The sequence below is a fragment of the Roseivivax sp. THAF197b genome, assembly GCF_009363255.1.
GTDB lineage: Bacteria > Pseudomonadota > Alphaproteobacteria > Rhodobacterales > Rhodobacteraceae > Roseivivax.
In genome coordinates this window covers 1,658,281-1,673,740 of record NZ_CP045318.1, presented here as the reverse complement: position 1 = coordinate 1,673,740, position 15,460 = coordinate 1,658,281, and the positions used below count along the sequence as shown (strand labels likewise).

The following is a 15,460-nucleotide window of genomic DNA, read 5'->3' as shown; positions in this document are numbered from 1 at the left end:
CCTCCAGTGCCCGGGTGCGTCCCGGTCGCCATGCGTGCCTAATGGTTCAGTGTGTGCCAGAGCGTCCCTTGAAGACAGGTGCTGCGACGGCCTCGACATGGCCGATGCGATCCTGGGACAATGCGCTGCGCGGGTCCGCCATATCGACGCCCGCGCGCGATCCCTGCTGCGGTGTCTGCAAGGGGCCCAGCGTGTTGAGATAGCTGTCCACCCCGCTTGCGCGGTCATAGACCGAGAAGTCGGCCTCGCGGTCGCGGAAGCTTTTCAGCACCTGACCCAGCCCCTTGAGGCCGGTTTCACGCTGGCGGCGCACGATGTCGAGATCGACCTCGATGGGGAACATGTCCTCCTGGCCTGCGGATTGGTGCAGCACCGTAGCCGAGGGATCGACCACCAGCGAGCGGCCCACGCCGCCCGCACCCAGGCCGTTCACGTCGATCACGTAGCACTGGAACTGCGCCGCCGTGGCCTTGGCGATGGAGATCTCGGCCTCGCGGTCGGTCGTGCCGGTGAGAACCGGGTGCAGCAGCACCTCGACGCCCTGGGATGTCAGCTGGCGCGTTGTTTCCGGGAACCAGATGTCATAGCAGATGGACAGGCCGAACCGGCCCACATCCGGCACGTCGAAGACGCAGAACTCCGTGCCCGAGGAAATGCCCTGCTCATAGGGTTTGAACGGGAACATCTTCGAGTATTTGCGCACGATCTCGCCCTGGGGGTTGATCACCACCGAGGTGTTGAAGATCCGCCCGTCGGGCATCTTCTCGAACATGGAGCCGGGGATCAGCCAGATGCCATAGCGCCGCGCGTCTTCCTGGAACTGCTGCAGCGCATCGTTCGGGAAGGGTTGCGCATATTGGTCGAGCGGGCCGTAGGGTGCGAGCTCCGAGAACAGCACCATCTGGGTCCAGGGGAAGCGCGCCATCAGGATATCGATCCGGTGACGCATGGCTTCGACGTTGGAATGCAGCGCAGAGACGTGCATCTGCACGCCGGCGATTGCGAAGGGAGTCATATAGGCGAAAGCCTCCTTGGGAGCCCGCGCATGGGGGAGAACGCGCAGGCCAGTGACAGGCCGTCCCTAACGGACGACCAGAACGGGAATGGTGGAATGGCGCACGACCTTGTCGGCGCTCGATCCGACCAACAGCGTCTGCAGCTCATGCGGCGGATGCGAGGCCATGACAACCAGGTCAGCCTCGATATTGCCCGCAATGCGCAGAATGGTTTCGGGAATGTGACCGTGGGCCACATGCACCTCGACCGAAGGGTAATCGGACAGCTCCCGTGCCGCGAGCGCGGTGAGGTCCGCCTTCACGGTTTCCATTGCCTTCTGTTCGAAATCCTCGGGCAGAAAGCTCGCGATCATCGCCGAGCCCAGATCATGCACGATCCCCAGCAGATGGATCGCGCCATCGGGCCCCGCGCATTTGCGGGCCGCGGGAAGCGCCTTCTGCCAGCTCTCGGGATGGGTCAGGTCGATCGGAAGAAGCACCTTGTCGAACATCTCTCTACCCTCCTCAGGCGGCGGCGGGCGCACGCCGCGCCCGGCCCCGCTGCATCATCACGACGCCCGCCAGAAGCAGGAGTGCCGGGACGAACATCCAGTATTTCGACGGCTGCGGCACGGGCATCCGCACCACCTCCACGATCTGGTCCCAATCGAAGCCTGCCTCGGCGGCGGGGCTGCCGAAGGTCACGTTGTCGATGACGACCTGGTCGCCGTCATTGATGTATTCGAGACCCGAGTTGAACAGCCGGTCCTCGCCCGTCTCGCCTTCGCTGATCGGCAGCAGGGCGACGAAGGTGATCGGCGCGCCGACCTCGTCCACGCCCGAGACCTCGAGCCTGAGATTGTCGCCCACGGGCGTCTGCATCGCCGCCTCTTCGATATTGGAGGGCGCAACCCGCTCGAAGGGCGGGGCCACCATGTCCATCCAGAAACCCGGACGGAACAGGGTGAAGGCGATGAGCAAGAGCGCCAGCGTCTCGTAGATGCGGTTCTTGGCCAGGAACCAGCCCTGTGTTGCCGCCGCAAAGAGGAGCATCGCCACCGTCGCGGTTATGAAGACGAATATGCCCTGAACCCACCCCACATTGATCAGCAACAGATCGGTGTTGAAGATGAAGAGGAAGGGCAACGCCGCGGTGCGCAGGCTGTAGAAGAACGCGACCACACCGGTGCGTATCGGATCGCCGCCCGACACGGCAGCGGCCGCGAAGGAGGCAAGGCCCACGGGTGGTGTCACATCCGCCATGATCCCGAAGTAGAACACGAAGAGGTGCACCGCGATCAGCGGCACGATCAGGCCGTTCTGCTGGCCCAGCGTGACGATGATCGGAGCCAGGAGCGCCGAGACAACGATGTAGTTGGCCGTGGTCGGAAGGCCCATCCCGAGGATCAGCGACAGGATCGCCGTCAGCACGAGGATGGCCATGATGTTGCCGCCCGAGAGCACCTCGACCACGTCCGCCAGCGCCGAGCCGACGCCGGTCTGGCTGACCGCGCCCACAATGATGCCCGCCGTCGCCGTGGCGATGCCGATGCCGATCATGTTGCGCGCGCCGGTCACGAGACCGTCCAGGAGGTCGACAAAGCCGCCACGGGCCTCACCGCCCAGACCGCCCTGCCCGCGCATGATCGCCATGAGCGGACGCTGCGTGACCAGGATGAAGATCATGTAGGACGCGGCCCAGAAGGCCGAGAGGCCGGGCGACAGGCGATCCACCATCAGCGCCCAGACGAGCACCACGACCGGCAGGATGAAGTGCAGACCCGAGCGCACGGTCGGACCGGGCAGCGGCAGTGTCTGCGGCTCCTCACTATCTTTCTCCAGCGTCGGGATTTCCTCCTTGGAGGCGACGTAGAGCAGGCCGATATAGACCAGCGTCAGGAAGACGAAGATGATGTATCCTGCGGTGTCGGGGAAGACGACGCGGACCCAGCCCATGCCGTAATAGACGATGAAGCTCAGCGCGCAGATCAGGCCGACGATGAAGGCGATGCCGATGAGGCGCTGCACGATGGGCTTCGGCGTATAGGCCCGCGGCAGGCCCTGCATGTTCTGCTTCATCGCCTCGAGGTGCACGATGTAGACGAGCGCGATGTAGGAGATGACGGCCGGCAGGAAGGCGTGCTTGACCACGTCGAAATAGGGAATGCCCACATATTCGACCATCAGGAAGGCCGCGGCCCCCATGACGGGCGGCATGATCTGGCCGTTCACGGAGGAGGCTACCTCAACGGCGCCCGCCTTTTCGGAGTTGAAGCCCACCTTCTTCATCAGCGGGATGGTGAAGGTGCCGGTGGTCACCACGTTCGCGATGGACGAGCCCGAGATGAGACCCGTCATTGCCGAGGAGACCACGGCCGCCTTGGCCGGTCCGCCGCGCATGTGACCCATGAGCGAGAACGCCACCTGAATGAAGTAATTGCCGGCCCCTGCCTTGTCGAGGAGCGAGCCGAACAGCACGAACAGGAACACGAAGGAGGTCGAAACCCCGAGCGCGATGCCGAAGACGCCTTCGGTGGTGATCCATTGGTGGTTGATGACGACGCCCAGCGATTTCTGGCTGTGCGCGATCAACTGCGGCATGTAGGGACCGAGGAACGTGTAGCACAGGAACACCGTCGCCACGATCATAAGCGCGGGGCCGAGCGACCGGCGCGTGGCCTCCAGAAGCAGCATCAGGCCGATGGCCCCGACGATCAGGTCCTGCTGGATGGGCGCACCCACACGTGACGCGATGCCCTCATAGGCAAAGAAGATGTAGAGTGCGGCGCCTGCGCCGGCGATCGCCATGGCCCATTCCCAGACCGGAACATGGTCTTTGGGCGAGCCGAGAAAGACACCCGCGATAATGGCAAGGCCCACGATCGGGATCCACCAGCCGGTGCCCGCATCGGCGCCGAGCCAGAAGAGCCCCGTCAGGATCAGCGGGACCAGTATCCCGAGGCCCAGCTGGAACGGTGTGCGGGCGGCCGGATAGGCCATGAACCCGAGGAACAAGGCAAATGCGAGGTGGAAGGCGCGCGCCTCGGTGTCGTTGAAGACGCCCCAGCCGACGATGAAGGGGATCGGCGATGCGATCCAGAGCTGAAACAGCGACCATGCCAGCGCGACCAGCATGATGAGTATCCCGACCGGACCTGACGGGGATCGGCCCCCGGCATCGGAGGAGGCGACCAGCTCGTCGAGTTCCTCCTGGCTGAGGCCCGCCTTGCCGGCAGCTTGGTTCTCGACCGCGGCCGCCTGGCCCTGGTTCTTCTGATCGCTCATTTTCCCTGTTCCCTATCGGTAGATCCGGCAGCGTTATTCTTGGTGTGGCTGCTCTGACCTGGAATCTCTGGACATCCGTGGGCTCACGAATGTTCGGGGGGTGGACAGCCCGGCATCCTGTGCCGCGCTGTCCCTTGGTATGGGACCCGTTCGACCGGGCCGGAGCGATTACTCCATCCAGCCCATTTCGCGGTAGTACTTGGCCGCGCCGTCATGCAGCGGTGCCGACAGACCGGCCGAGATCATCTCGTCCTCGGCAAGGTTGCCGAAGGCCGGGTGCAGGCGTTTGAAGCGGTCGAAATTGTCGAAGACGGCCTTCACAACGGTGTAGACGGTGTCTTCGGACACGTCCGACGAGGACACGAAGGTCGCGCGCACACCGAAGGTCGGGGTGTCTTCCTCGATGCCCTCATAGAGCGAGGCCGGGATCGTCGCGGTTGCGTAGAACGCGTTCGAGTCGACCAGGCTGTCGATGTAATCGCCCGAGACTTCCACGAATTGCGCGTCACAGGACGAGAACGCTTCCTGGATGGAGCCATTCGGATGGCCGACCTGATAGACGAAGGCGTCGATCTTGTTGTCGCAAAGCGCCTGCGCCTGCTCGGTCGCCTTCAGCTCGGAGGCGAGGGCGAAATCGTCTGCCGACATGCCGGCGGCGGCCATCACGACGTCCATCGTGGCGCGCTGGCCGGAGCCCGGGTTGCCGATGTTCACGCGCTTGCCTGCGAGATCGTCGAAGGTCTCGATGCCCGAGTCGCCGCGTGCGACAACGGTGAAGGGCTCGGGATGCACGGAGAAGACCGCGCGGAGCGATTCGATGGGCTCCTCGAAGCTCTGCTCGCCGTTATAGCCGTAATATTGCTGGTCCGACTGCGCGACGCCCATGGTCTGGTCGCCGGCCTTGATCGCGTTGATGTTCGCGACCGAACCACCGGTCGAAGGCGCGGTGCACTGCAGGCCATGCTCGTCCGTGCCACGGTTCACGAGGCGGCAGATGGACTGGCCGACCACGTAGTAGACGCCGGTCTGACCGCCGGTGCCGATGGTGATGAATTCCTGCGCCGACACGCCCGAGGCGGCCATGAGCGCAATGGTCGAGAAAGCAGCAGTTCTGATCGTCTTCATTGAGATCTCCCATTCGATACGTAAATCCCGACATCTGGTGCGCCGGGTTTGGGTACTGATGAGGCTAGGCACCAAATCAGCAGAAAGCAAATCTCAGAACGAAGGCGGTGTGCAGGCGCTGATAATCACGCATGGAACATCGCCGATATTCTGAAATCTGTGCGGCAAGCGGCTGTCGAAGAGGTATCCCTCCCCTGGATTGAGCACCCGCTCCTGGTCGTCGACAGTGATTTTGATGATTCCCGAAACCACGATTCCCGCCTCTTCGCCCTGGTGGCTCAGCATGTCGGGGCCGGTATCGGCACCCGGCGGGTAATGTTCGTGCAGGACCTGAAGGCTGTGATCCGCGGTATTGCCGAGCTGGCGCAGCGACACCCGTGCCGCCGTCTCGCCCATGCCCATATCCTGCGGGGAAAGCTCGACAAATTCGCTTTGACTGTAGAAGTATTTCGTGGGCTCCGCGCCCTCGACCTCGGAGAAGAACTCCGACATCGTCATGGGAATGGCGTCGAGAAGCGCCTTGAGCGAGGATACTGACGGGCTCGACTTGTTCTGCTCAATGAGCGAGATGGCCCCATTGGTCATGCCGGCCCGCGCGGCCAGATCGCGCTGCGACAGCTTGCGGGTCTCCCGCACTGCCCTCAATCGACCACCAACGTCCATCCGAACCCCTTTTTAAACAACTGGTTGATTTATTAAGCGTCAGACAACCGAGGGCGTCAACGCCTGTTTTGCGCAAGGCCACGTTAGCGGATTATTGCTTAGCTTCGGGAAGTAGCGCGCTTCAATTCTAGGCAAATGGCCGATTGACAATTATACTAATCATCTTATCAATTTTCTAATCTACATATTCCACGCCGGAGCGCGCCATGACCAAGACCACCCGGAAGACCACCCGTTCCAAGGCGAAAGCGCCTGCTGCCGCAGCGCAGAAAGCCACGCCTGCCGCAAAGGCCGCCGCCGCGGCGACCGAGCACACGGAACACGCCGTCACGCCCGAGCGCAAGGCGACCATCGCCGAATCCACGATGAGCACCGCGCTGGCCTCCGCCAAGGCGCAAGCCGCCTCGGCCACCACGAACGCGGCTCTTCTCGCGCGCAAGGATGCCGCCGTTCCGCGCGGCGTGGCCTCCGCCGCCCCGGTTTTCGCGGCATACGCGGAAAACGCCGAGCTTTGGGATGTCGAAGGCAATCGCTACATCGACTTCGCCGGTGGCATCGCGGTTCTGAACACCGGCCACCGTCATCCCGATGTGGTCGCTGCAGCCAAGGCGCAGGAAGACCGCTATACGCACACGTCCTTCCAGGTCGTCCCCTATGAGCCTTACGTGGCACTGGCCGAAAAGCTGAACGCGCTGGCGCCCGGTGATTTCGCCAAGAAGTCGCTTCTGGTGACGACCGGCGCCGAAGCCGTCGAGAACGCCGTGAAGATCGCCCGCGCCTATACCGGCCGTCCCGGCGTCATCGCCTTCTCGGGCGGCTATCATGGCCGCACGCTGCTGACGCTCGGCATGACCGGCAAGATCGCGCCCTACAAGAAAGATGTGGGTCCCTTCCCGTCCGACATCTTCCGCGCGCCCTTCCCCGATGCCCGCAACGGCGTCACGGTCGAGGATGCACTGAAAGGTCTCGAGACGCTGATGCTGACCGATGCCGATCCCTCGCGCATCGCAGCCATGATCATCGAGCCCGTGCTGGGTGAAGGCGGCTACGTGCCCGTGCCCACCGAGATGCTGCAGGCGCTGCGCGCGATCTGCGACAAGCACGGCATCCTGCTGATCGCGGATGAGATCCAGGCGGGCTTCGGTCGCACCGGCACCTGGTTCGCCATCGAGCATTCGGGCGTCGTGCCGGACCTCATTACCGTGGCGAAATCCATGGCGGGCGGCTACCCGGTCGCGGGCGTCATCGGCCGCGCCGAGGTGATGGACGCACCGATCCCCGGTGGCCTCGGTGGCACCTATGGCGGCAACCCCGTGGCCTGCGCCGCAGCCCTTGCCGCGATCGAGGCCATCGAGGCCGAAGGTCTGATGGCCCGCTCCACCCAGCTCGGTGAGATGTTCCGCGCCCGCTTTGCAGAAATCGGCGCGCGCACGGCGCCCTACCGGATGTGGGATATTCGCGGCCTGGGTGCGATGCTCGCGGTCGAGTTCGTCACCGATTTCGACATGGCGACACCGGATGCGGCCTTCACCAAGTCGGTCATCAGCCATGCGCAGAAGCGTGGCCTGATCCTGCTGGCTTGCGGCATGCACGGCAACGCGCTGCGCATCATGGTTCCGCTGACGGCGTCCGATGCGGTCATCGAGGAAGGTCTTGCCATCTTCGAAGCGGCCCTGGCCGACGCGGTCGCTGCCGAACACGCGATTGCCGCGGAGTAAATCCCCTATTCCGCGCAAAGGTCTGCGGCGTCCCGCACGCGCCGCAGACCACCCTTCCCCAAACGCGGTACGCTTTCGCCAAACCTGCCCCGCAGTCACGGCAGTTTACCTAAGCACCGCATGCTCCTATCGTGGATTATCAACCCATTGATGCGCGCCCGGACCGCGCGGCTCAGGAGGGCTCGTCCATGTCCCACATCTTTTCGCGTCACTGCCATGCCACCCCGCCCAAAGCCGTGGGTGGAGAGGGCTGCTACCTGATCGATGACAGCGGCAAACGCTATCTGGACGGCTCGGGCGGGGCTGCGGTCTCCTGCCTCGGCCATGGCGATGCGGAAGTGACGGCCGCCATCGAGGCGCAGCTCGAACAGCTGGCCTTCGCCCATACCGGCTTTTTCACATCCGAGCCTGCCGAGAAGCTGGCCGATCTGCTGATCGAACACGCGCCCGGTGATCTCGACCGGGTCTATCTCGTCTCCGGCGGGTCCGAGGCCACGGAAGCCGCGATCAAGCTCGCGCGGCAATACTGGGTCGAAAAGGGCCAGCCCGAACGCGGGCGGCTCATCGCCCGCAAGCAAAGCTATCACGGCAACACGATCGGCGCGCTGTCGGCGGGCGGCAATGAATGGCGGCGCCAGCAATTCGGGCCCCTTCTCTTGGACGTGAGCCATATCGATCCCTGCTACGAATACCGCTATCGCCGCGACGACGAGAGCCTTGAAGAATACGGGGCGCGTGCCGCACAGGCGCTGGAGGATGAGCTTCTGCGCGTCGGCCCAGAGACAGTCATGGCCTTCATGGCCGAACCCGTGGTGGGTGCCACGGCAGGCGCGCTTGCCCCGGCGCCGGGCTATTTCAAGCGCATCCGCGAGATCTGCGACAAGTACGGGATCCTTCTGATCCTCGACGAAGTGATGTGCGGCATGGGCCGGACCGGCACGCTTTACGCCTGCGAACAGGACGGCATCGCGCCGGATATCCTGTGCATCGCGAAAGGCCTCGGTGCGGGCTACCAGCCCATCGGGGCCATGCTCTGCACCGCCGAGATCTATCAGACGCTGGCCGATGGCTCCGGGTTCTTCCAGCATGGCCATACCTATCTGGGCCACCCGGCAGCGGCGGCTGCGGGGCACGCCGTGGTCAGCGCGATCCTGAACCGCGGATTGATCCGGCGGGTCAACGAACAGGGCGACAAGCTGGTTGCGCGCCTGCAGGACCGTTTCGGCCAGCATCCGCATGTGGGCGACATCCGGGGGCGCGGGCTGTTCCGTGGCATCGAGCTTGTGGAGGATCGCAGCACCAAGGCGCCCTTCGATCCCGCCCGAAAGCTGGGCGCGACGCTGAAGAAGGCGGCCTTTGCCGAAGGCCTCGTCTGCTACCCGATGTCGGGCACGATCGACGGCAAGACTGGCGATCACATCCTGCTCGCACCGCCCTTCATCATCGAGGATGCGCAGCTCGACGAATTGGTCGACAAGCTCAACAGGGCCATCACCGCGACACTCTGAGCACCGGACGAGACGAAGGGGGACCATATGCGTTATGCGGTATTGATCGGGGTCGGCCTTCTGGCCCTTCTCTCCCTGATCGGGGTGTTCTGGTCGGCGTGGTTCTGGTTTGGCGTCGCGATCTTCGGCGCGCTGACAGCCCTCGGGCTCTACGATTTTCTGCAGGACAGCCATTCGATCCTGCGCAACTACCCGCTTCTGGGCCGCATGCGCTTCATGTTCGAAGGCATCCGCCCGGAGATCCGCCAGTACCTCATTGAAAGCGATCAGGACGAGGAGCCGTTTTCCCGCGACAAGCGCTCCATCGTCTATCAGCGCGCCAAGGGCGTCGAGGACAAGCGCCCCTTCGGCACCCGTCAGCGGGTCTACGATCAGGGCTACGAATGGATCACCCATTCCGTGGCGCCCAAGCATCTTGAAGACCATGATTTCCGCGTGCGCATCGGCGGACCGGACTGCACGCAACCCTATGACGCCTCGCTCTACAACATCTCGGCGATGTCCTTTGGCGCGCTGTCGGCCAATGCGATCCTCGCGCTCAATACCGGCGCGGCCAAGGGCGGGTTTGCCCATGACACCGGCGAAGGCGGGATCAGCCGCTATCACCGAGAAGGCGGCGGCGATCTGATCTACGAGGTGGGCTCCGGCTTTTTCGGCTGCCGCACCGAGGATGGACGCTTCGATCCTGCGAAATTCTCCGAACAGGCGGCAGACCCGCAGGTCAAACTCATCGAGCTGAAGCTGAGCCAGGGCGCCAAGCCCGGCCATGGCGGCATGCTGCCCGCCTCCAAGATCACGCCCGAGATCGCCGAGGCCCGCGATATCCCGATGGGACAGGATTGCGTCTCACCCGCCGCAAACCCCGAGTTTTCCACACCGCTGGAGCTTGTTCAGTTCATCGGCAAGATGCGCGCCCATGCCCATGGCAAGCCCGTGGGCTTCAAGATGTGCATCGGGCACCGGCGGGAATTCATGTGCATCGTGAAGGCGATGCTGGAGACCGGGATCGTGCCCGATTTCATCGTGATCGACGGCAAGGAAGGCGGCACGGGGGCGGCACCTCTGGAATTTGCCAACCATATCGGCATGCCGCTCGTCGAGGGGCTGGTCTTTGCGCATAACACCCTGCGCGGGGCCGGTCTGCGCGACCAGATCAAGATCGGCGCTTCGGGCAAGCTTCTGACGTCGTTCGATATTGCCAAGGCTCTGGCGCTGGGCGCCGATTGGGCCAATTCCGCGCGCGGCTTCATGTTCGCCATCGGCTGCATCCAGGCGCAGGCCTGCCACACCAACCATTGCCCCGTGGGCGTGGCCACGCAGGACCCGTGGCGGCAGCGCGCGCTCGATCCCGTGGGCAAGGCCGAACGCGTCTACCGGTTCCACAACAACACGTTGAAGGCGCTGGCCGAGATGACGGGAGCCGCGGGCCTTTCGGCACCCGGCGATTTCCGGCCGCATCACCTGATGATGCGCGAAAGCGCGCGCGACATGGTCACCGGCGAGGATGTCTATCCCTATCTGCCCGACGGTTTCCTCCTGCGAGAGGAGGAGGACAAGTTCGGCTATCTCGGACGGTGGCACCGCGCGCGCGCCAATGATTTCGAACCGTTCGACGTTGTCTGAACCGGCGCCTTGGCCGGGCCGGATCGCGCAATGGAGGGAAAGCACATGACGGCGGAGCACAACCTCGCCCCCCTGCCCGACAGCAACTGGCCCAGCGAGATCGCGGATCTGCGCGACGGATTTGCCGGGCAGCTCAACGTCTATCGCACCATGGCGCACCATCCGGAGCTGCTGCGGGCCTGGATGGATCTGCGGGACCATATCGTCAACGGGACGGCCTTGGGCCCTGTCCGCAGTGAAGTCGTCATCCTGCGCACGGGGTTCCGGCTGGGGTCGGAATACGAATGGCTCCAGCATATCGAACGGGCCCGAAAGGTTGGGCTGTCGGATGCGCGCATCGCCACGGCCATGGGGCCGAAAGCCGCCATGAGCGATGAGGACACTCTGCTGACAAATGCCGTGGACGAGCTGTTCGACACCTCGCGCCTGACGCCCGCGACGCGGGACGCGATGATCGCAAGCTATGGCAAGGCGGCCCTGCTGGACCTGATGGCCACCGTGGGCTTCTACTCGACGCTGGGTTTCATGCTGAACTCGTTCGACACGCCGCTGGACGACGATATCCGCGCGCGGCTCGAGGAACATCCGTTCGACCCGTAAGGCGCAAGCCTTGAGCGGGATCAGTCGGGCAAGCAGATCTCCCCCCGAAGGGCCGCTTTCAGTGTTCGCAGGCTCAATGCGGCGATCACCCCGCACAGCAGTACCAGAAGCCCCCAGCCGATCCATGCATGCAGTGGCGATCCCGCCAGCGCGGCGAACTGGAAGCTGGCACTGGTCAGCGCGGCCAGCGGGAAGGACAGCGCCCAGAAGGACAGCGCGAAGGGCAGCTTCAGAAGCGACGGAATACGGATGGCCACCAAAGCGGCGAAAAAGTAGCCCAGATTGATGAAGATCCGCGCGAGCGCATCCACCGCCCCGCCATTGAGCTGCAGCCAGGCAAGGCAGGCCACGGCAGGCGGCGCGATCAGGATCACCAGCGTCGGGCGCATCTTGCCCGGCATCGGGTCGTGGAAGATCAGGCGATTAAAAACCAATGTCAGCAGCACGATCCAGAAGAGCACACCCACGGAGAAGAAGTACCAGCTCAGCTCCACATATCCCAAAGGCACGCCTGCCGCCGGCACGATGGCATTGCCCACGGCCGGGATGAACCATGCGGGCGAGAGATGGCCCGGCCCGAAGGCGCGATGCGATATCCAGGCCGAGAAGACGATCACGGTCATCACCGCCTGCACCGCCGCGCCGCCGATCCAGAGCGGCCGCGCGAGCCAGGGCAGATCGCGGCAGATCAGGATGGATATCAGGATCACCGACAGGCTGGCCGCCGGAAAGAAGGCCAACCGCACCGGATCTCCCCATTCGCGCGCGACATGATCGGGATAGTGCAGCGCCTTCAGCGCATAGGCCGTCAGCAGAAGCAGCAGCACCGCGCTGCCGCCCCCGCCGATCCAGAAGGACAGCGTGGTAAAGCCCGCCGCGTAGAGTGCGAGTCCAAGGCCCAGAAGCCCCATGGTCATGCCGAAAAGGGCCACCGGCAGATAGGCCAGCGCGGGTGTCTGCACGACGTCGGGCCGGGCCTCTTCGCTCATACAGGCGATGCGTCCGACAGGCCCAGCACGTCCGAGATCGCGATATTGAACGCCTCGGGCCGGTTGATATTGGCCACATGGGCCGCATCGGGAATGGCGATATAGGCGCCGCCCGGCGTGGCTTCGGCCATGGCCTGCATGACTTCGGGCGCAGCACCCTTGTCCTCGCTGCCGCCCACGAAAAGGATGGGTGCCCCGGCCTCCGGCAGATGCCGCAGGTAGTCGAGGCCCTGAAGCGCGCGGCAACAGGCGATGTAGCCCGTAGGATCATTGGCAAGGACCATGTCCCGGATCGCCGCCACACGCTCGGGGTTTTCCGCACGCCAATCCTCGGTCAGCCAGCTTGCGAGCGTGCCGTCCGCGATGGCCTCCAGCCCGCCTGCCTCGACCTTGGCGATCCGTTCGTCCCACATGGCGCGAAACGGTTCCGGCGCATCCGCACGGCCATCGGCGCAGATGACCTGCGTGATCCGGTCGGGGTGGTGAATGGCAAGGCCAAGCCCCGTCATGCCGCCCATCGACAGCCCCATGAACGCCGCAGTCTCGATCCCGAGGTGGTCCATCAGCCCCAGCACATCGCCCAAAAGGTCGTCGAAGCTGTAAGGCCCCTCGGGCGTGGAGGATCCGCCATGTCCGCGCGTGTCGTAGCGCAGCACGCGGTAGGTGCCGGTCAGAACCGGGATCTGGTCGTCCCACATGGACAGATCCGCGCCCAGCGAGTTCGACAGGATCAGCCAGGGCGCCCCGTCGGGCCCGTCGATGCGATAATGCAGCGTCACGCTGCCCAGATCTGCCTGCATGCTCACTCTGCCGCCTGTTGTGCCGCTGTTGCCGTGTCGATCGCGGGTTTCACCTTCTCGGCCAACAGCACCATGGAGCGGCGGGCGAGGTCAACATCGGCCCAGTCCTTGCCTGCAACGAGCAGCGTGCCGAATTGACCGACCTCGTCCTGGAAGGCCAGCAGATCGTCGGTGACCTTGTCGGGCGTGCCCCAGATGATCAACCGGTCGCAGACATGATCGAGCGTGACCTCGTCATCGGGCTGATCCTGATGTTCCTTGAACAATCCCAGCCGGTTATGCTTGCGCATCTTGGTCAGAAGCTGGCTGTAATAGAACCGGTAGGGGCTGTCCGGATCGGTGGCGTAGCGGCGCGCCGTGTCCATGTCGTCGGCCACGAAGACGCTTTTCGCCACGCGCCAGTTTGCGGGATCGGCGGGACGGCCCGCCCGTTCGCAGCCTTCTACGTATTTCGGCCAGTGGCTCTTGACCCATTGCGGCATCAGGAAGTTGGCGCTGATCGGGTCCCAACCGCGCGCCGCCGCCTCGGTCACGCCCTTCGAGAACGGCGCCACGGCAGTCACCACGATGGGCGGATGCGGGCGCTGCAAGGGCTTCGGCATGATGCCCTGCCCGATCTCTGTCATCTGCGTGCGCTCGGTCGAGACCTCCCAGTGCTCCCCCTTGATGTTGTAGGGGGCCTCGCGGGCCCAGATCTCAAGCACCATGTTGATCGCTTCGAGGAACATGCCCGGGCGATCCTTGTCGAGATTGCCGAACACTTCCGCATCCGAGGCGAGGCCTCCGGGTGAGATGCCGAAATTGAACCGCCCGTCCAGCATGTGGTCGAGCATGGCCATCTGCGCGGCCACGGCGGCGGGATGGCTGTTGGGCATGTTGACCGTGCCCGTCCCCAGACGGATCTGCTTGGTCGCCGAGGCGAGCGAGGCAATGAACATCGCGCAACTGGTGATGTTCTCGGCCGCGTCGGTGACATGCTCGCCCACATACGCCTCGGTGAAGCCCAACTCATCGGCCAGCAGGAACGCCGCGCGATCCTCGGCCAGAGATGTGCGCCAGTCCTTGTCGACCGGGTGTATCGGCATGGTGAAGAAGCCCAGATCCATCACGTCCTCCCTCGATGATCTGCGTCGAAGGTATATTGCCGGCCTCTCATGTGAAATTATAATGAATAAAAAAGCGGATCAAAATTATTGATGGCGCGACAATTTCGAAAGTGACCGGAGGGCAAGCCGATGATCACCCTGCGCCAGATCCGCTCCGTCGTGGCCGTGGTCGAGGAGCAGTCCTTCACCCGCGCCGCACAACGCGAGAATGCCACGCAATCGGGCATTTCCCAGCATGTGGCCGCGGTCGAACAGGCGCTGGGACTGCCCTTGTTCCTGCGCGGCCCCGATGGCGTGACGCCGACGCCGGCCGGGCAGCGCTATTACACCCAATGCATCGAGGCGCTCAGGCTTCTGGAACAGGCCAGCGGCGAGGCGCGGGCGGCGGGCGGCGCCATCAGCGGCAAGATCCGCGCGGGCCTGATCCCGGCCCTGACGCGTGCAGCACTTGCCCCGGCGCTTGATCGCTTTGCCGCCGCCCATCCCGGCGTCGAGATCGAGGTGATCGAGGGCTATTCCGGCGCACTCACGGACATGGTGCGCGCCGAGGCGCTGGATTTCGCGCTGGTGCCGGGCTTTTCCGGCCAGACCGGGCTGAAGGTCACGCCGCTCGTGCGCTCGCGGGAAATGCTGCTGTCGCGTCCGGGCCAGGGGCTCGAAAACCTCGGCCCCGTCGCACTGGCCTCCCTGCCCCCCTTGCACCTGATTGTGCCCGCGCGCGCCAATATCCGCCGCGCAAAGATCGAGGAATATCTCGAAACGAACGGCATCCGCGTCGCGCGCCTTCTGGACATGGATGCGATGCTCGGCACGCTTGAACTCGTCGCGAACAGCGATTGGGTCACCATACTGCCCTGGATCATCGCGGGGCCTGATGCCCAGGCAGGCGGCGTCGTCCGGACGGTCTCTCCGCTGATCGATCCGCCGCTCTATTCCGATTTCGTGGTGATCGAACCCGCACGCCGACCGCTGGCGCCCGAGGGTCATCTTTTCCTCGATGAGATCCGCCGCGACCTCGACGGGTTGCAGGAGCCCTGACGCCGCGCCC

13 protein-coding genes are annotated in these 15,460 nt (G+C 64.3%); 5 read left to right on the top strand and 8 right to left on the bottom strand.

Annotated elements, in window-relative coordinates; translation table 11 throughout:
• Positions 1 to 46: 46 nt before the first annotated feature.
• The 5 genes from FIV09_RS08325 to FIV09_RS08305 all read right to left on the bottom strand — a co-directional run bounded on the left by FIV09_RS08325 (position 47) and on the right by FIV09_RS08305 (position 6,068).
• The gene (locus tag FIV09_RS08325) at positions 47 to 1,015 is read right to left on the bottom strand and encodes a carbon-nitrogen hydrolase family protein (protein WP_152449550.1); all 969 of its coding nucleotides are present in this window, start codon (positions 1,013 to 1,015) and stop codon (positions 47 to 49) included.
• A gap of 66 nt (positions 1,016 to 1,081) precedes the next feature.
• Positions 1,082 to 1,507, bottom strand: coding sequence for a universal stress protein (locus FIV09_RS08320; RefSeq protein ID WP_152449549.1), 426 nt, complete (start codon positions 1,505 to 1,507; stop codon positions 1,082 to 1,084).
• Positions 1,508 to 1,520: 13 nt separating this feature from the next.
• Positions 1,521 to 4,280 carry a TRAP transporter permease gene (locus FIV09_RS08315; protein ID WP_152449548.1) on the bottom strand — a complete coding sequence of 920 codons (2,760 nt, stop codon included), beginning with the start codon at positions 4,278 to 4,280 and terminating at the stop codon, positions 1,521 to 1,523.
• A 168-nt stretch (positions 4,281 to 4,448) separates the two neighbouring features.
• On the bottom strand, positions 4,449 to 5,405 hold the full coding sequence (locus tag FIV09_RS08310) for a TAXI family TRAP transporter solute-binding subunit (RefSeq protein ID WP_152449547.1): 957 nt from the start codon (positions 5,403 to 5,405) through the stop codon (positions 4,449 to 4,451).
• A 93-nt stretch (positions 5,406 to 5,498) separates the two neighbouring features.
• Positions 5,499 to 6,068 (bottom strand): cupin domain-containing protein, encoded by a 570-nt coding sequence (locus FIV09_RS08305; protein ID WP_152449546.1) that lies wholly within the window; start codon positions 6,066 to 6,068, stop codon positions 5,499 to 5,501.
• 365 nt (positions 6,069 to 6,433) lie between these two features.
• Here FIV09_RS08305 and gabT point away from each other — a divergent pair, with 365 nt between their 5' ends.
• The 4 genes from gabT (at position 6,434) to FIV09_RS08285 (ending at position 11,517) form a co-directional block, all read left to right on the top strand.
• On the top strand, positions 6,434 to 7,786 hold the full coding sequence (gabT, locus tag FIV09_RS08300; protein WP_152452461.1) for a 4-aminobutyrate--2-oxoglutarate transaminase: 1,353 nt from the start codon (positions 6,434 to 6,436) through the stop codon (positions 7,784 to 7,786).
• 188 nt (positions 7,787 to 7,974) lie between these two features.
• Positions 7,975 to 9,294, top strand: coding sequence for an aspartate aminotransferase family protein (locus FIV09_RS08295; protein WP_152449545.1), 1,320 nt, complete (start codon positions 7,975 to 7,977; stop codon positions 9,292 to 9,294).
• 27 nt (positions 9,295 to 9,321) lie between these two features.
• On the top strand, positions 9,322 to 10,917 hold the full coding sequence (locus tag FIV09_RS08290; protein ID WP_152449544.1) for an FMN-binding glutamate synthase family protein: 1,596 nt from the start codon (positions 9,322 to 9,324) through the stop codon (positions 10,915 to 10,917).
• A gap of 45 nt (positions 10,918 to 10,962) precedes the next feature.
• Complete coding sequence (locus FIV09_RS08285) at positions 10,963 to 11,517, top strand: carboxymuconolactone decarboxylase family protein (RefSeq protein WP_152449543.1); 555 nt, start codon at positions 10,963 to 10,965, stop codon at positions 11,515 to 11,517.
• 20 nt (positions 11,518 to 11,537) lie between these two features.
• Here the strand turns inward: FIV09_RS08285 and FIV09_RS08280 are convergent, their stop codons facing one another.
• From FIV09_RS08280 to FIV09_RS08270, 3 genes are read right to left on the bottom strand one after another with little or no spacing between them, the layout of a single operon-like run.
• Positions 11,538 to 12,506, bottom strand: coding sequence for an SLAC1 anion channel family protein (locus FIV09_RS08280; RefSeq protein WP_152449542.1), 969 nt, complete (start codon positions 12,504 to 12,506; stop codon positions 11,538 to 11,540).
• A complete protein-coding gene (pcaD, locus tag FIV09_RS08275) occupies positions 12,503 to 13,306 on the bottom strand; it encodes a 3-oxoadipate enol-lactonase (protein ID WP_254702353.1) in 804 nt (267 codons plus the stop codon). Before pcaD ends, FIV09_RS08280 begins: the two co-directional genes overlap by 4 nt.
• Before the next feature lie 2 nt (positions 13,307 to 13,308).
• The gene (locus FIV09_RS08270; protein WP_152449540.1) at positions 13,309 to 14,412 is read right to left on the bottom strand and encodes an LLM class flavin-dependent oxidoreductase; all 1,104 of its coding nucleotides are present in this window, start codon (positions 14,410 to 14,412) and stop codon (positions 13,309 to 13,311) included.
• 129 nt (positions 14,413 to 14,541) lie between these two features.
• Here FIV09_RS08270 and FIV09_RS08265 point away from each other — a divergent pair, with 129 nt between their 5' ends.
• Positions 14,542 to 15,450: a LysR family transcriptional regulator gene (locus tag FIV09_RS08265; RefSeq protein ID WP_152449539.1), complete on the top strand. Its 909-nt coding sequence runs from the start codon at positions 14,542 to 14,544 to the stop codon at positions 15,448 to 15,450.
• Positions 15,451 to 15,460 lie beyond the last annotated feature (10 nt).